Origin of the sequence: Silvibacterium bohemicum (genome assembly GCF_001006305.1) — a bacterium.
Classification (GTDB): Bacteria; Acidobacteriota; Terriglobia; order Terriglobales; family Acidobacteriaceae; genus Silvibacterium; species Silvibacterium bohemicum.
The window spans coordinates 66,980-84,571 of record NZ_LBHJ01000020.1 but is presented as its reverse complement, the minus strand read 5'-3'; the positions used below and the strand labels follow the sequence as shown (position 1 = coordinate 84,571).

11 protein-coding genes are annotated in these 17,592 nt (G+C 57.3%); 8 read left to right on the top strand and 3 right to left on the bottom strand.

Features of this window, described 5'->3' with window-relative positions; genetic code table 11:
* Positions 1-107: 107 nt before the first annotated feature.
* The gene (locus XX99_RS23525; protein ID WP_231581586.1) at positions 108-1,016 is read right to left on the bottom strand and encodes a LysR family transcriptional regulator; all 909 of its coding nucleotides are present in this window, start codon (positions 1,014-1,016) and stop codon (positions 108-110) included.
* Positions 1,017-1,414: 398 nt separating this feature from the next.
* Here XX99_RS23525 and gnd point away from each other — a divergent pair, with 398 nt between their 5' ends.
* On the top strand, positions 1,415-2,437 hold the full coding sequence (gene gnd / locus XX99_RS23520; RefSeq protein ID WP_050061868.1) for a phosphogluconate dehydrogenase (NAD(+)-dependent, decarboxylating): 1,023 nt from the start codon (positions 1,415-1,417) through the stop codon (positions 2,435-2,437).
* 21 nt (positions 2,438-2,458) lie between these two features.
* The gene (gene zwf, locus XX99_RS23515; RefSeq protein WP_050061867.1) at positions 2,459-3,862 is read left to right on the top strand and encodes a glucose-6-phosphate dehydrogenase; all 1,404 of its coding nucleotides are present in this window, start codon (positions 2,459-2,461) and stop codon (positions 3,860-3,862) included.
* 37 nt (positions 3,863-3,899) lie between these two features.
* Here the strand turns inward: zwf and rbsK are convergent, their stop codons facing one another.
* The gene (gene rbsK / locus XX99_RS23510) at positions 3,900-4,835 is read right to left on the bottom strand and encodes a ribokinase (protein WP_231581585.1); all 936 of its coding nucleotides are present in this window, start codon (positions 4,833-4,835) and stop codon (positions 3,900-3,902) included.
* A gap of 37 nt (positions 4,836-4,872) precedes the next feature.
* Entirely contained in the window at positions 4,873-5,868 is a 996-nt protein-coding gene (locus tag XX99_RS23505) for a GRP family sugar transporter (RefSeq protein WP_050062386.1), read from the bottom strand.
* Positions 5,869-6,180: 312 nt separating this feature from the next.
* On the opposite strand from XX99_RS23505, the gene XX99_RS23500 reads away from it, so the two are divergent.
* From XX99_RS23500 to XX99_RS28235, 6 genes are all read left to right on the top strand, one after another.
* Positions 6,181-7,386, top strand: a complete 1,206-nt coding sequence (locus XX99_RS23500; protein ID WP_231581584.1) for a glycoside hydrolase family 88/105 protein — start codon at positions 6,181-6,183, stop codon at positions 7,384-7,386.
* Positions 7,387-7,489: 103 nt separating this feature from the next.
* On the top strand, positions 7,490-9,265 hold the full coding sequence (locus tag XX99_RS23495) for a tetratricopeptide repeat protein (protein ID WP_050061864.1): 1,776 nt from the start codon (positions 7,490-7,492) through the stop codon (positions 9,263-9,265).
* A 161-nt stretch (positions 9,266-9,426) separates the two neighbouring features.
* Positions 9,427-11,298, top strand: a complete 1,872-nt coding sequence (locus tag XX99_RS23490; RefSeq protein WP_050062385.1) for a CRTAC1 family protein — start codon at positions 9,427-9,429, stop codon at positions 11,296-11,298.
* Between the two features lie 193 nt (positions 11,299-11,491).
* Positions 11,492-13,627: a family 20 glycosylhydrolase gene (locus XX99_RS23485; RefSeq protein ID WP_184084559.1), complete on the top strand. Its 2,136-nt coding sequence runs from the start codon at positions 11,492-11,494 to the stop codon at positions 13,625-13,627.
* A gap of 5 nt (positions 13,628-13,632) precedes the next feature.
* Positions 13,633-15,168: a sodium:solute symporter gene (locus XX99_RS28240; RefSeq protein ID WP_231581582.1), complete on the top strand. Its 1,536-nt coding sequence runs from the start codon at positions 13,633-13,635 to the stop codon at positions 15,166-15,168.
* Positions 15,168-17,567 (top strand): exo-beta-N-acetylmuramidase NamZ domain-containing protein, encoded by a 2,400-nt coding sequence (locus XX99_RS28235; protein WP_050061863.1) that lies wholly within the window; start codon positions 15,168-15,170, stop codon positions 17,565-17,567. The genes XX99_RS28240 and XX99_RS28235 overlap by 1 nt, the downstream gene beginning before the upstream one ends.
* The last annotated feature ends 25 nt before the right edge of the window (positions 17,568-17,592 follow it).

Sequence of the window (17,592 nt, the reverse complement as noted above, 5' to 3'; positions counted from 1 at the left end):
TTGCCGATGACCCTTGTTGATTCGGCCATCTGCGGCGTTCAAGCTGGGATATAGATGCGAGAGGAAATTGTTATGAGGCCCGATTTGTTCTGATACCCGCTATCCCTCTAGTCGATAACTTCCAATTGTCGATCGAGGGTCGTGACATTCGAGATCTGACGGCTCATTTTCAGGAAAGCGTTGAGTGCGCTCGTCGGATAGTGATCATGCCGTCTGACAAATACAGTTTCTATCTGCGCCTGATCTACCGGGAGTTCATGCACTGTGACCGAATGATCTATCCACAGCTTATTGACCAGCGTCTTCGGTAGCAGCGTTATACCCACGCCTGCAGTGATGCAGGTGATGATTGCATCGAGAGATGCAAATTCCATCACTGTGTAGAGAATGCCTAGCCCATCGAGGATAGAGCTGAGTCTCTGGCGATAAGAACAACGCTGTCGAAATACGATCGCTTTGAGGTTTTCAACTTTGGCGAGGTCGTCGAAGTTTCGTACGGCTAGAGGGCTTACGAGAACAAGTTCTTCAAGGAAGAGCAGCTCTTCGCTTAGTGCCTGCTGGTGAACGGGTCCGGCTACAAAGGCGCCATCCAATTCGCGCTCTATCACCTGATTGATGAGAGATGATGTAGTCCCGGTCATGATGGCCAACTCGACCTTGGGGTACTCCTGCGCGTACCGGGCTACGAGTGTGGGCAGCTGCAGTCCGGCCGTGGTCTCCATCATTCCGAAACGGAGTTTGCCCTTTGGAGTTCCGTCCTCTTTGACCGCGGTGATGGCTTCCTGAAAGAGCGCGCGTATCCGCTCCACGTAGGAAAGAAGACGTAGACCGGCTTCACTCGGTTCTACGCCACGGCTGTGCCTGACGAACAATTGAACTCCGAGCTCTTCCTCCAGGAGACGAATTCGAGAGGTGACATTTGACTGCACCATGTTCAATTCAGTCGCAGCCCGGTTCATGCTGCCGATTCTCGCCACAGCATCCACAATTCTCAAATCATCTGCGTCCATGTGCATCTTGCCTCCACATGCCAGTCCAGTATAGGGACGAATCGCTTCGGCTATCAGCCGGTTCTCCGGGCGCTGATAACCGGGGCGAGCAGGAGGTCGCGAGAGCTGCCGCATGGATGAGTCGGCGTTGGGTGCCGCAGCTGCATAGTCCTTGGCCCTTGCCGAAAAGTCGCCTTCCGCCGTTGGCTGCCGACGGTCTCGTATCCCAGAAGTGTGGGAAATCCTTGACGGCACGCGGATTAGAATAGTCGGTGACGCCAAATCTTCTGGCGTGACATCTTATGGTTTGTGGACAATCGTTCGTCATTTTCCTGAAAACGCAGCTTTCGCAGGAAATGACCGGCGATTGTTCTCATGCTGATACCATCCATCGATACCGCAGGAACGGAAGGTGAGGAGTTTATATGCAACTGGCAATGGTAGGTTTGGGGCGGATGGGAGCCAACATGGTTCGGCGGCTCGCCAAGAACGGTCACGAGTGCGTGGTTTTCGACCGCTCTGCGAAGGCCGTCGAAGACCTGGCGAAGACGCCGGGCGTGATCGGAGCGTCTTCGGTGGAAGACCTGATCGGCAAGCTGAGCAAGCCGCGGGCCATCTGGCTGATGATTCCGGCCGGCGTCGTCGATGACACCATCAAGGAAGTCGTGCCACACCTCGAAAAGGGGGACATCCTGATCGACGGCGGCAATTCCTACTACATCGATGACATCAGCCGTTCCAAGATGCTCGCCGAAAAGGGCATTGAGTACGTCGACGTAGGCACCAGCGGCGGAGTTTGGGGTCTGGAGCGCGGCTACTGCATGATGATCGGCGGCCCGGAAGCTGTTGTGAAGCATCTCGATCCGATTTTCAAGACCATCGCCCCCGGCATCGGAGACATTCCCCGGACCCCAGGGCGGAAACCGGACACCGGCACGGCCGAAAATGGCTACCTCCACTGCGGACAGAGCGGCGCAGGCCATTTCGTGAAGATGGTCCACAACGGCATTGAATATGGAATGATGGCCGCCTACGCAGAAGGCCTCGGAGTTCTCAAGGCAGCAAATATCGGCAAACACGTTGGCGAGATCGACGCCGAGACAACGCCGCTCCGCGATCCCGAGCACTATCAATATGACCTGCCGTTGCCCGATATCACCGAGGTCTGGCGTCGCGGAAGCGTGATTGCTTCTTGGCTGCTTGATCTCACCGCCTCCGCTCTGATCGAAGATCCGGCGCTCGCGAAGTTCGGTGGCCGCGTGTCTGATTCAGGCGAAGGCCGCTGGACGATCAAGGCCGGCATCGATGAAGGCGTGCCGACCCCGGTACTCACGGCATCCTTATATGAACGCTTTAGCTCTCGCGGCGAAGCTGATTATTCGAATAAGCTTCTGTCCGCCATGCGCTACGCGTTCGGCGGCCATCTCGAGAAACCTCACACCAAATAAACGCGAACGAAAGGAACTGCCGTGAACGGAAATCACGCGGACGCCCTTGTCTTCTTCGGCGCCACCGGAGATCTAGCCTACAAGAAAATCTTCCCGGCCCTTCAGTCGATGATCAAACGCGGGAACCTGAATGTTCCCGTTATCGGGGTGGCCAAGGCAGGCTGGAACCTCGACCAGCTAAAGGCAAGGGCAAAGGACAGCCTGGAAAAACATGGCGGTCTTGATCCAGCCGCGTGGGAGAAACTCAGCGGACTGCTGCGCTATGTGGACGGAGATTATGTCGATCCGTCCACCTTCGCGGCGGTCCGCAAAGAGCTGGGCGGGGCGAAGCATCCCGCCCATTACCTCGCTATTCCTCCTTCACTCTTCGAGACGGTGATCGACCAGCTCGTGAAGTCGGGCTCGGCGGAAGGCGCACGCATGATTGTGGAGAAGCCATTCGGCCACGATCTTGCCTCGGCCCAGGACCTCAACCGGGTTCTCCTGGCCGTCTTTCCCGAGTCGTCGATCTTCCGCATCGATCACTATCTCGCCAAAGGGCCGGTCCATAATATGGTGGCCTTTCGCTTTTCCAACGCGCTGCTCGAACCGCTCTGGAACCGCAACTACGTCGAGAGTGTACAGATCACCATGGCGGAAGACTTCGGCGTCCAGGGGCGGGGCGGCTTTTACGACCAGACCGGAACCGTTCGCGACGTCATTCAGAACCATATCTTTCAGGTGATGTGCAATCTCGCGATGGAGGCTCCAGCACGCAACGATAGCGAATCGATGCGCGACGAAAAGGTAAAGGTGCTGAAGGCCATTGAGCCGCTGGCGCCGTCGGATCTTTTCCGCGGGCAATTCAACGGTTATCTCCAAGAGAAGGGTGTCGCGTCCGGCTCGCAGACCGAGACCTTCGCCGCGCTGCGTCTGGGCATCAAATCCTGGAGATGGGAGGGAGTGCCTTTTTACATTCGATCGGGCAAAAATCTTCCTGTCACCTGCACCCAGGTCGTGGCCCGTCTGCGCCGGCCACCTACCAGTGAGTTGCTCCTGACATCTTCCCCTAAGAATCACATCCGGTTCCGGATCAGCCCGGAGATCACGGTTGCCATGGCGGTTTCCGTTCCTTCTCTAGAGAATCCGACGGCCAGTGAGGCGATCGAACTGGTTGCAAGCCGGCATCCTCAGCCGCTGGAGCCTGAGGCCTATGAGAAAGTTATCACCGACGCGATGGCCGGCGACGCGACTCTCTTCGCGCGGCAGGATTACGTGGAAGAGGCGTGGCGCATCGTCGATCCGGTCCTCAAAGCGGGAGTGCCGGTTCACTCCTATGAGCCTCACACCTGGGGACCGGCGGGAGTGCCTGAGCACCTTATTCCTTCCGGCGGATGGGACGAGCCGAAGGCCGCTGAGGCAGAGGATTTCCGGGTCTTGATGTAGCTCTCAATCAAGAGTGGCCAATCTTTTGATTGGCACATCAGGCACTCGATCCTTCCCGCAGATGCTTCACGTCGGCCATGGTGGGCATAGAAGGCTGCGCGCCATGCCGCGTGACCGATATCGCGGCCGCGGCGGCGGCAAAACGCGCGCTCTCAAGCGGGTCCATCTGTGTCATCAGAGCGGTCGCAAACGCCCCGTTGAAGGCGTCGCCGGCGGCGGTAGTATCGACGGTGCGCACAGGGAAGGATGGGAGCATTTCGGCCAGGCCTTCGCGTGTCGCGAGGAAAGCTCCCCGCGCGCCGAGCTTAAGAACCAACCCTTTGACGCCTCGTTTCATCAGGGTCTTGGCCATTAGCTCGAGATCGCTCGTGTCGATCGCCCCATTGCTGCCCCCGGCGAAAAACGAGGCTTCTGTTTCATTCGGAGTGAACCATTCAACCTCTTCCAAGAGGCTTTCAGGGATCTCTTTCGCAGGCGCCGGATCAAGAATGAGCGGAACCTTTTCCCGCCTGCAGATCTTCGCCAGATGCTGCACCGTTTCGATCGGAATCTCAAGCTGCGTAAGCACTACGCCGGCGGAGCGGATGATGTGGATGTGAGTATCCAGATCCTGTGGCGTAAGCAAAGCATTCGCGCCAGGTGTGATGACGATGCAGTTTTCGCCTTTCTGTCCAACGATGATGACTGCGACGCCCGATGTGCCGGGTGCCGTCATCACCCCGGCGGCATCGACACCCGCGCTCTCGAGTTGGGCCTTGAGCTGTGAACCAAAAGCATCGTCCCCAAGTTTGCCGATCATGCTTACCGGATGGCCAAGTCGCGCTACGGCAACCGCCTGGTTCGCACCCTTGCCGCCGGGATGAATCTGAAAGTCGCGGCCCAGGATCGTCTCGCCCTCGACGGGGATGCGATCGGTATTCGCAACCAGATCGATGTTGATACTGCCTACGACAACCACAGGAGCCTTACTCATCTGCATAGCCTCTCCTCAAATCAAATGCGGCGGTGTCTTACTTAGCCAGAATCGGGGCGAGTGCGATCGCGCTCAACCCGCAAAGGAAGAAAACAAACATCCAAATCAAAAATGTTCTTGATCGCCGGGGAGCGTCGGCAAATTCGCGCCAGATAAATACGCCCCAGGCAGCGGAGATCATCGTCGCACCTTGCCCGATGGAGTAGGAGACAGCAGGCCCCACGATGTGCGCACGAGATGCGACGAAGTTAAGTACAGCCCCTGTGCACCAGATGATGCCGCCAAGAACTCCCCACACATGCCACATGCCTTTCGCCGACCAGTAGGCGCTCATGGTTGCGGGCGTGTTGCGGTCGAGCGGCCGTCGCATCAGCAGGTAGTTGAATGGAATCGCGCAAAGGGCAACGCCAAGCGCAAAGAAGAGCGTGACCGCATAGGGCCCCGGAGCATTCACGCCGGTCATGGAGCGGGATACAAAGGGATAGAAGCTGCCCATGAGCAATCCGGCAATCAGGCTGATGACCACGCCGCGTCTGCTTGCCGCGCGATGTTCGGTCTCACGCAGGCGATAGGCGATGGCATCGAAGACAATGGCGGCCACGACCAGGGCAATGCCACTGAAGAGCAGGATCGGATTGCCGTTCGGCGATAAGACATAACTGCTGATCGCTCCGACGACGAGCGCAAGGCCGATTCCGATGGGGAAGGCTACGGCGAGGCCCGCGATCTCGATGGCGGCGACGAGAAGCAGGTTCGCGACATTAAAGACTACTCCTCCGATTGCGGCGAAGAGGATATGGCTGGTATCGGCATGTTGTATGTCCTGCCAGAAGGGCCTGCCGGAAAGCCCCATGCTGCCAAGCGTGGAACCCCACAGAAGTGCGCCGGCAATAAGGCCGACTACATAGTCCCAGTAAAAGAGTTGAAAGCGGTAATTCGGACAGAGCTTGATCGTGTTTGCCCACGATCCCCAGCAGAGCATCGTGATGACCATGAACGAAAGAGCAACGGCGTATGTCTCAGGCTGAAACAAATCGGCTCCTCTAGGCTTCGCTTGGCAGATCTTCGAATCGCAGACGACATATTCGTTCGATTCCTGCCGCGGGCCCCCCCGCATCTATAGAGCCAGAGCGGTGAGTAGAACGAAAAGATCTCAGATGACACGATTCAAATCGTGCTGCGAGTGTATTCGACTATACCTTTGTTGGTATAGTGCGCTTGATCTCGCAATACAGTATGGCAACAAAGTCGGACGACGCAGGCAGCGGGATTTCGATACATAGAAGTAGTCCGATCAAGCAATTGTTCTGCTGCCGGATAAAAAAGGAACCTTGAGGAATAGGAAATGACAATGTGTGTCGTACGCATGCTCTCCGCATTATCGATCTGCGGAATGTTTTTGGGAGGCGGCCAGCCTGCCGCGGTTGGGCAACATCTTCCCACACCGGAACAGCAGAAGCGCATCGAGTATGACAACGTGACGAAGCATAACGGCGATCAGCCGGATAGCCCTGGTCCGCTCGCTACCGATCTCGATAGCAGTATTAACCCCGCAGCCGTGGACCGCGCAATGCGCAAGGTCGCGGATTGGGAAATCGCGAGGGCGCAGCCTTATTTTGGGGACACATGGGAATGGAGTGTTTTGTATACGGGCGTGATGGCGGCGGCCGACTCATTGCATGATCCGAAATATCTGGAAACCATGGATGCGGTAGGACAGAAGTTCGATTGGAAGCTGCGATCGCATCTGCCCAACGCTGACGACCAGAGCATCGCGCAGATGTACTCCGAAATTTACCTGCAGAAGCACGATTCCAGGATAATCGCGAACACGCGCGAGCAGCTCGACGCGCTTATCGCAGCAGAAGACCAGCCTGTGACGCGCATTCCCTGGTGGTGGTGCGATGCGCTCTATATGGGGCCGCCGGTGTGGACCCGCTTGTACGCTATCACCAACGAGCGCAAATACCTCGATTACATCAATCGCGAATGGTGGAAGACATCCAGCTTACTTTATGACGAGAAAGAGCACCTGTACTTCCGGGATGCCACTTATCTTCACAAGACCGAGCCGAATGGTCAGAAGATGTTCTGGTCGCGCGGCAATGGCTGGGTCATGGGCGGGCTGGTGCGCACGCTGGAATTCATGCCTGAAGATAACCCGATGCGAGCTCGATACGTCGAGCAGTTTCGGCAGATGGCCGAACGTGTCGCCGGGCTGCAGAGCCCCGACGGATTGTGGCGCTCCGGCCTTCTCGACGCCGATTATTACGTGCTGCCTGAGAATTCAGGCTCGGCGCTCTTCACTTATGCCCTCGCGTGGGGAGTGAATCACGGCCTGCTCAGTCGAAAGAGGTATCAGCGTGTCGTTGAGCGTGGTTGGGCGGGACTGGTGAAGCACATCTATGCCGATGGCCGAATTGGCTGTATGCAGCAGACCGGAGCGGAGCCAGCCTTCTATCTGCCATCCGCAAGCTATAACTTCGGTGTCGGCGCTTTCCTGCTCGCCGGCTCAGAAGTGCGACAGCTCAAACGCCCACACAAGCTGTGACCGGTTAGCCGGAATCTCCCGTATTCCAGGCCGTGCGCAACTCGCGCCGGCCTTTTCTGTAACCCGCACGATGGATCGGGTACTATGTTGACCTTGGATGACCATGGATATTCGTCTCCTCAAAGCCCGGTTGGCTGCAGGTTTTATGCTTGGCGCGCTGCCTGTACTTTCCTGGCTGGGCCACGCGCAGGAGCCGTCGCCCGGCCTGAAGCAGGCTGAATCCGATTACCGGGCGGGCGTGGCTGCATTATCCCGCCATGATTTGAATGCTGCCCTTGCAGATTTCGAGAAGGTCGTCCATCTTGCGCCTGCTGCAGAGCAGGGGCACAGTGCACTCGGCGCTATTTTGTTGAGACTTGGGCGAACTAGCGAAGCGATTCGCGAACTCGAAAAGGCCTTGGCTATTACTCCCAGCGATCGCAGCGCTCAGTTGAACCTGGCTTTCGCTTATGAGCAGAGTGGAGAAGCTCGAAAAGCTCTGCCCTGGTTTGCGAAGCTCGAGGCCGCGTCTCGCTTAGAAAAAAGCGCACTGCCGCCGTATATCTTCGCCTCATATTCCCGGGCGCTGGCGGCAACACAGCAGTTTCCAGCGGCAATTTCAAACATGAAGCTGGCCGTCGCGGGCGATCCACAAAATGCGGAATGGCAGGATGAGCTGGGTTCTCTCTATGCACAACGCCAGGACTGGGCCGACGCGACAAAGGCGTTCACCGCTGCTCTGCAGTTGAGTCCGGATTCGGCGATGGTCCATCTGCATTTGGGGATCACGTTGCAGGCCGGGCAGCAGCCGGGTGCGCTGGATGAGTTGAAGAAGGCATCGCAACTGGCGCCACAGAATGCAGCGATAGCCTTGCAGCTGGGCCAGGCCCTGGCGAACGCAGGCCAGGATGCCCAGGCAATCCCCGTGCTCCGCCATGCGCTGGAGCTTGATCCTGCTCTGGCTGCAGCAGCGTATCAGCTGGGCCTCGCGCTACAACGCTCGAATCAGCTGCCGGAGGCGGTTCCTCTGCTTCAGAAAGCATTGGCTGCAGATCCGGACAATGGACAGGTGCTAACGAATCTGGGGATGGCTCTTTGCCAGGCGCAGCAGGCCAAGGATGCGGTGCCCATCCTGCAGCGAGCCGTGGCGCGAATGCCGGACGATGCAACGGCTCATCAAAATCTAGCCGCCGCTTATATTCAGCTAAGTCAGTTCGACGACGCAGTAGCACAGTTGCGAACCGCAGTGGAAATTTCTCCGAATGCAGCGCAACTGCACTACAACCTGGGACTCGCATTCAAGATGCAGGATGACGCCGCGAATGCAATCCCGGAGTTGGAAAGGGCAGAGAAGCTCGATGCCTCTGCGTCCGAACCGCCCTACGCTCTAGGTGTGTTGTATCTGCAGGCGGGCCGCTATGCCGATGCCGAGAGAGAATTGAATCTTTCCTTAAAGCTGCGCCCTGAGAATGGCGAGGGCTGGGCAATGCTGGGCAGCGTTGACAACAATCTGAATAAGCTACCGGAGGCTGCGGCCGCGTTAAAAGAAGCGATTCGGCAGCTTCCGCAGCAGGCCGATCCGCACCTCACGCTTGCCTCTGTGCTGGTGAAACAGAACGACCCTGCGGGCGCGGCAGCGGAGCGGAAAAAAGGCGCAGCTCTGATGCACACGAACATGAATCGTCAGCAGGCCGAGGTCGCCTGCAACTCGGGCAACTCCTTACTGAAGAGTGGCAAGGTAGAAGATGCGATCGTGGATTTTCGCAGTGCTCTGAGTTACGACCCAGATTATGCAGAGGCGCATAGAGGGCTTTCGAAGGGGCTTGAGCAGCAGGGGAAGCTTGCGGAATCAACCGTAGAGCGACAAAAGGCCGAAGCGTTGGAAAAGGTTCGCCAATAGCAGCCCAAAGTTTGAAAATGTCCAGGCACGACCGACCGCAAAGTCATGGCAATTGGCGATGACCCTCTATACAGATGCTAGCCGCATTCGCTATATTTCAGGCGCTGGATTCGGCGGCATTAAACCATGAGGATGGTGATTCCTTGAATCGTCGTAAGTTCATGCGTTCGCTCAGCCGCACGGCGCTTGTTCTGCCTTTCGCCGATGTTCTCGCACTCGCGTCGCCCTGGCAGCAACAGACACTGCCAACACAGCCCAACGGCATTGGACCGCAGGAACGAACCTATGACGCCAAACCTGCGCCTCCTCCTCCCGGCCCGAAGTCTCCCATCGAAGGCACGCCGCTGGGTGTGAGCTTCGTCGACGTAGTGAAAGAGTCTGGCCTTGACGTCAAGACCATCTACGGCGGCGAAGGCGCGAATCAATATCTCTTGGAAACAACCGGTTGCGGCTTGGCCTTCTACGATTACGACAATGATGGCTGGCCCGATCTTTTTCTGGTGAACGGCTGGAGGCTCGAGGGTTTCGCGCCAGGCCAGGAGCCGCACTGCCATCTCTTCAAAAACAATCGTGACGGAACCTTTACCGATGTGACCACGGGCTCAGGATTAGAACACAAGACAGGGTGGGGCCAAGCCTGCTGCGTGGGCGATTACGACAACGATGGGAACGACGATCTGTTCGTCACCTACTACGGCCAGAACGTACTTTATCGAAATAACGGCAACGGCACGTTCACGGACGTGACGCAACGGGCGGGCCTGATTCAACCCGGACCAAAGATACGCTGGAACACGGGTTGCACTTTTGTCGACTATGACCGCGACGGACATCTCGATCTCTTCGTCGCAAATTACGTGGACTTCGATCTCAAGACGGCGCCGAAGCCGGAAGATGGACCGTGCACTTATAAGGGAATCCTCGTCGCCTGCGGTCCGCCTGGATTACCGGGCGGAAGAAATATTCTTTATCACAACAATGGCGACGGAACCTTTACCGACGTCAGCGAAAAATCAGGCATGTGGACGGCGGTCGGCACCTATGGACTTAGCGTTGCCGCATCGGATCTGGACAACGATGGCTGGCCTGATATTTATGTTGCGAACGACTCCGCTCCGGCCACACTCTATCTTAACCAGAAAGATGGCACCTTCCGCGACATTGCCATCGAAGCGGGAGCGGCCCTCTCAGAAGAAGCCAAACCGCAGGCCGGCATGGGCGTTTCCATCGGCGATTACAACCGGGATGGCAATCTGGACGTAGTGAAGACCAACTTCGCAGGCGACACAGATTCTCTCTACACAAATCTTGGCGACGCGTCATTCGAGGACCGAACCTACCCCGGCGGTCTCGGCGTGAACACGCGGCTGTTGGGTTGGGGAGTTGGCTTCTTTGATATGGATAACGATGGCTGGCTCGACATTCTCATGTCGAATGGGCACGTCTATCCCGAGGTCGATAAGTCGAAGGCTGATCTGAAGTACGCGGAGCATAAATATCTCTATCGCAACTTACGCAACGGTCGATTCGAAGAGGTCACGAATGAGGGAGGGCCTGGAATTCTGGAGAACGCTCCGGCTCGCGGCTGCGCATTCGGCGACTACAACAATGATGGAGTCATCGACATCGTCGTCAACTGCATCAATGCGCGGCCTCAACTCCTGCGGGGCGATTCAACACTTCATCGCAACTGGATCAAGATCAAGCTGGTAGGCGTCAAGTCGAATCGTTCGGGAATTGGCACTCGCGTCATCGTCACAGCTCGAACCGCGCCGGACGCCGTCAAGCCGCTGGTGCAGATGGACGAACTGCGTAGCGGAGGCAGCTACTTCTCGCAAAATGACCTGCGCATGCACTTCGGGCTCGACCAGGCAAATAAAGTTGACGCGGTAGAGATTCGCTGGCTGAGCGGTCAGGTGGATCAGCTCAAGAATCTCGAGGTCAACCAGCTCTATGTTGTCCAGGAAGGCGGAAAAATTCTTAAGTCCACTCCTCTCGCTCAAGCAAAGGCTCCTGCAAAAGCCAAAGCCTAGCTTTGGCCATTTCGCCGCGTTTTACTCGGGTTCCTGCATTGATTTTCCGGATATCTTCCTATCGAAAGCAAGACATGGGATAGAGTTTGAACAAACACCAGACCCGCGGGGAACTAAGCGGGTCGCGGCGGCGAAGACGGTAGGGCGAGAGACATTCAGGGAAAACGTAAATCAAACAGAGAAAGGAAGAAGGTTGAAACCGGTATCGTCGACTCAGCGTGAGCGAGGGAAATTCGTCATCTACGGTGTTGCAGCCGCACTAGCGCTCGTAGCCTTTGTCAATACTGCAGTCGCACAGCAAATCAGCGGCGCACAACTGATTCCCGCACCCCGCGAATATGCAAGCGATGGCGTTATTCCACTCGATCGAGGTGTCACGGTCAGCGGTGACAACGATCCGGATGTCCATTTTGCCGCAAAGGATCTCTCCGATTGGCTGCAGCAGCTCAATGTAACTGCAGCCCACGGCCGCGCCTTCGCTTCCGTTCAACTGCTTCTCAAGTCTTCTTCCCGAGCCCAGAAACTCCTCACCAAGTCTAATGTCAGGCTCGACCCTGCAATGCATGAGGAAGGTTATGCGATCGTTCCGGCTCCCAAAGGGGTCGCAGTAATCGCCGACACGCCTATCGGCATTTTTTACGGAGAACAGACAGTTAAGCAGATGATCGTCGCACGAGGATCGAGCGCGAAGCTCCAGGTGGCGACCATCCGTGACTGGCCGGCCATGCGCTACCGCGGTCTCTCGGACGATCTCTCCCGCGGCCCTCTGCCTACGCTCGAGTTTCAGAAGCGTCAGATCCGAACCCTTGCCGCATACAAGCTCAACGTCTACTCGCCCTACTTCGAGAACACACTACAATACCCTTCGAACCCGGTGCCTGGTCTCAACGGAGGCAGCATGACTCCGGAAGAGGCACGCGAGCTTGTCGCATATGCGCGAAGCTATCATGTCATGGTCATCCCCGAGCAGGAGGCTTTTGGCCATCTGCACCACGTCCTCAAATATGAGCAGTACACTCCGTTTGCAGAAACTCCGATGGGCAACGTTCTGGCGCCGGGCCAGTCTGGATCACTCGATCTCATCAGTCAGTGGTTCAGAGAGATTGCAGAGATTTTCCCCTCGCCTTTCCTGCACATTGGTGCGGATGAGACAGCCGACCTGGGAAAAGGGCAGACGCATGCCGCTGTTGAAGCCAACGGCCTGGGTCCTGTCTATATCGACTTTCTTCTGCATGTTCATGACAAACTCGCTCCCTTGAACCGCCGGCTTCTCTTCTGGGGGGACATCGCGATGAACGATCCGGCTGAGGTTAAACGCCTGCCTAAGGATATGATCGCCGTCGCCTGGACTTACTCGCCGGAGGACAACGGCTTCATGCGATGGCTTAACCCGTACGTAGATGCTGGTATGGAAACCTGGGTCGCGCCTGGCGTGAATAACTGGAACCGCGTTTATCCTGACAACGATTATGCGTTGCGCAATATTCAGGGCTTCGTGCGCGATGGGCAGACCGCGCGGAGCACCGGCATGCTTAACACCGTGTGGAACGACGACGGCGAAGGACTCTTTCAATCCAATTGGTACGGCGTGCTCTTTGGAGCGGCAGCAGCGTGGCAGGAGGGAAGCAGCGACACGGCGAAGTTCCAGGACGCCTATGGAAGTGTTTTCCACGGCGACGATACCGGCGACATCAACCAGGCGCAACGCGAGCTTATCGCCATCTACCAGATGCTTGACGGAGCCAAAATTAGCGAGTCGACCGATGGGCTCTACTGGCTCGATCCCTGGAGCGCGGAAGGACAAACAGTTTCTGCGACTCTCCGGCCGCTCCTCCATGACATGCGTCTGCATGCGGAACACGCCCTCACTCTACTGGCGCAGGCGCGATCTGCCGGACCCTTGCGTGAGAACGATGCTCTGGATGCACTCGAGCTCGGCGCGCGTAGGCTGGACTTCATTGGGCAGAAGTTCGAGACCGCCGACCTTATCGCGAATCTTTACGACCAGATGTACAAGTGGCAGAACGACGGACAGAATTCCAAGAAGGTAAATGGGTTGTTCTACACAATTTCCGGCGCAAATGGTCTCTGCGAAGATATGCGCGATGGTTACAGCTATGCGCGTGTGAAATATTCCGATCTCTGGATGCGGGAGAACCGGCCTTACTGGCTTCCAAACGTGCTCGTTCGCTACGATCTCGCAACGCAGCTGTGGGTCCAGCGCAGTGCGGCTTTTCATTCAGCCCAACTTGCCTGGCGAACACAGCACAGTCTTCCGCCACCGCCTGAGCTAGGCATCCCAACTGCGCAATTGGTTCAGGGGAAATAGCTCTGGTGCTCGTCGACTCATCTGGCATGGCGGCGCACGCCGCCCTTTCTACGCTTCGGTTGAGCTATCCGGATCTGCTGCTGGTCGTTCTTTATCTGGTGGCCGTTACAATTTTTGGTCTGCGCTTCCGTAGCGGCGATCGTTCACTCAAGAGCTACTTTCTAGCCGACCAGCGTATTCCGTGGTGGGCGATTGCGCTTTCCATTGTCGCTGCGGAGACGAGCACGCTTACCATCATCAGCGTGCCCGGGGTCGCCTATACGGGCGATTGGGGGTTCCTTCAGATAGTCTTCGGATATCTGCTGGGTCGCATCGTAGTATGCTTTCTTTTCTTGCCCCGATACTTTCGCGGCGAATTGCTCACCGCATATCAAGTGATCGGACAGCGCTTTGGGCCGCGCCTGCACAAGCTGACTGCAATCCTCTTCCTTTTTCTGCGCGCGGCGGCAGAAGGTGTGCGCGTCTTCGCCGTCTCCATCGTGGTTGGGATCGCCATCGGCACGCCGGACATCATCTCCATCGCCATCATCTGCGCGCTCACCTTGGCTTACACGCTTGAAGGAGGCATGGCCGCCGTTATCTGGACAGACGTCGTGCAGATGATTCTCTACCTTGTGGGAACCATCGCAGGCGTCCTTACTCTTAACCGTCTGATACCCGGCGGCTGGCATGCCATACATGCCACAGCCGCCGGAGCAGGCAAGCTCACCATCTTTCATTTTGCCTTTCACCTCTCGACTGCCTATACCTTCTGGGCAGGTCTTATCGGCGGATGCTTTTTGACCATGGCCAGCCATGGCACGGACCAACTTATGGTCCAACGCCTGCTCGCAGCCAGAAATCTGCGCGAGTCACGCCTTGCCTTGCTGAGCAGCGGACTCGTCATCCTGGTGCAGTTTGTTCTCTTCCTCGCCATCGGCACCGGCCTTTATTTCTTCTATTCGCGCTTTGCAACCGGTGGCGCTCCATCGAGTGCCGATCGTGTCTTTCCGACATTCATCGTGCGGCAGATGCCGCGCGGCATCGCCGGCATGATGGTTGCTGCGATTCTTGCTGCAGCCATGTCCAATCTCAGCGCCGCGGTCAATTCGCTCAGCTCCAGCAGCATGGTCGATCTGTATCTTCAGTGGAAGCCCGCGGCTGGTGAGCGGCATCGCATCGTAGCGTCTCGCGTGATGACGATCTTCTGGGCGATGCTGCTCTTCGTTCTGGCATGCGTCTCGCGCGGAGACGGCCACGTTGTCGAGGTCGGTCTCTCCATTGCATCGGTCGCATACGGAGCGCTTCTCGGTGTCTTTCTTCTCGGTACGCTGAGCAGCGAAACTACAGAATCCGGCGCGATCGTTGGAATGATCGGGGGATTCGCGCTGAATCTTTTTCTGTGGAGACAATCGCGGCCGATTCCTCTCGCACTGGGCAGCATACACATTGTGCTGCCTATCATCGCGTGGACGTGGTTCGTGGTGATTGGCTCGCTCTTTACCTTTGCGCTCGGCTGGATTGCCAGTAAGCTCTTACCCAAAGCTCATCGGAGCCGCTGATGATCCGCTGCATAAAATATCTTTCCCTGTTGCTGATTGCGCTCGCCGCTACCTTCCGTCTCGAAGGCCAGCAGACATCGGACTTCGCACCCATCGATCGCCTCATCACAGAGGCTATCGCAGCCAAAAAGTTTCCGGGAGCAGTCGTTATCATCGGCCATCACGGCCGGATCGTTTTCCATAAGGCCTACGGAAACCGGTCGCTTCTTCCGCAGCCTGAAGCGACGTCAGAGAATACCGTCTTCGATGTTGCCTCGCTTACGAAGGTGCTGGCCACCGCACCCGCTGTGATGCAGCTTTACCAGCAGGGACGTCTTCAGTTGAACGATCCGGTTGCGAAATATCTGCCGGAATTTTCCGCCAATGGCAAGGAAGATATTACGATCCGGCAGTTGCTCACGCATTACTCCGGTCTTCCGCCCGATCTCTCGCTGGAAGATCCTTGGCTGGGGAAGGATGAGGGACTGCGGCGCGCCTTCGCCAGCACACCTGTCACGGCTCCAGGTGTGCAGTTCCGTTATAGCGACATCAACTTCATCGTGCTCGGCGCACTCGTCGAAAAGATCTCCGGAATTACCCTCGATGAATATGAAACTAGGTTCATCGCAGGCCCGCTCGGTCTGAAGAGCACGCGTTTTCTTCCGCCAGAGTCGTGGCATGACCGCATCGCTCCCACGCAGTATGACCACGGAGTAATGCTGCGTGGATTGGTGCACGATCCCACGGCGAGACGCATGGGCGGAGTGGCGGGGCACGCTGGGCTCTTCAGTACCGCGGGAGATGTCGCAGTCTATGCGCAGAACCTGCTCGACCGCCTCGCAGGCCGCGCCAGCCGCTTTCCCCTGAATCGATTGGTCCTCGAAAAGATGACGATTCCAGAACAGCCAGCAACGGGCACCGCGCTACGCGCTCTTGGCTGGGACATTGACTCACCCTTCTCGAGCAACCGCGGCGAGCTTTTTCCTGTAGGCTCCTTCGGCCACACCGGTTTCACCGGCACATCGGTTTGGATCGATCCGGCCGACGATGCTTACGTCGTCATGATGGCGAATGCGGTCTATCCCAACGGACCTACCGGTATTACTGCCGTTCGTGCTGCGGTGGCCAACGCTGCGGCCATCGCGCTCGGGGTGCACGATGACAACGGTAAGCTGATCGCGAACCTGACAGGCTATAACGAATCGATCTCCGGGATGCGACGCCTGCAGGATCGGAATGGCTCCGTGCTCACGGGCATCGATGTTCTTGAGGCAGATCACTTTGCGGAGCTATCGAAACTTGCCGCGCAGCACGCCGGCGCGCTGCGCATCGCGCTGCTCACCAATCAGACGGGGCTCGATGCGCAGGGCAGGCGCACCATCGATGTCCTTGCCAAGAATGCCGAAGCCGCCGTCCCCGGCCTGCAGCTCAAGCTGCTCTTCTCTCCCGAGCACGGCATCGACGGCGCGCTCGATAAGACAGACATCGCGAATTCGACGGATGCGTCAACAGGGCTTCCCGTCGTCAGTCTGTACAGCAGCAAGGTAGACAATCGCCATCCGCCGCTGGAAACGCTACGCGACTTCGATGCTGTTCTCATCGATCTTCAGGACGTCGGCGTGCGCTTCTACACCTATGAAGCGGAGGTACGCTATTTTCTGGAAGCGGCAGGCAAAAGCGGCACCGCAATCGTCATTCTCGACCGTCCAAATCCTCTTGGAGGCTCCTTCGTTCAAGGCCCTCTTTCAGACGCCGGCGCCGAAAGCTATGTGAATGTCGCGCCCGTTCCCGTCCGTCACGGACTGACGTTAGGCGAGCTAGCGGGTTATCTGAACGGAGAGTACCAGCTCCACGCACCTCTTACCGTCATCGCGATGCAGGGGTGGCAGCGCGGCGACTGGTTCGATGCCACCGGCCTTACCTGGACCAATCCTTCGCCTAACCTGCGCAGTTTGCAGGAAGCCATCCTCTATCCGGCCATCGGACTCATAGAAACAAGCAACGTCTCTGTGGGCCGCGGTACAGATACTCCTTTTGAATATGTGGGTGCACCCTGGATCGACGGTCGCGCGCTGGCGCGTGCGCTCAATGCAAGATTCCTTCCAGGAATTCGCTTCGTACCTGTGAACTTTACTCCGCAAGCTCCATATCCATATGCGAACCAGCTTTGCCATGGAATCGAGCTAATCGTCACCGGCCGTAATGTGCTCGATACGCCGGAGCTGGGTCTGGAAATAGCATCCGAGCTCCACAAGCTCTATCCCGATCAATACCAACTCGACAAGATTGAGACTCTTCTCGCCAATAGGGGAGTGCTAAGTGACCTTGCGGCCGACCGCGATCCGCAGCGCATCGAGGAGGATTGGCAGTCTCCTCTCCGGAGCTACGTGGAGAAACGAAAACAATATTTGATCTACTAATGGGTAGATTCCTGCTAGTCGGCGA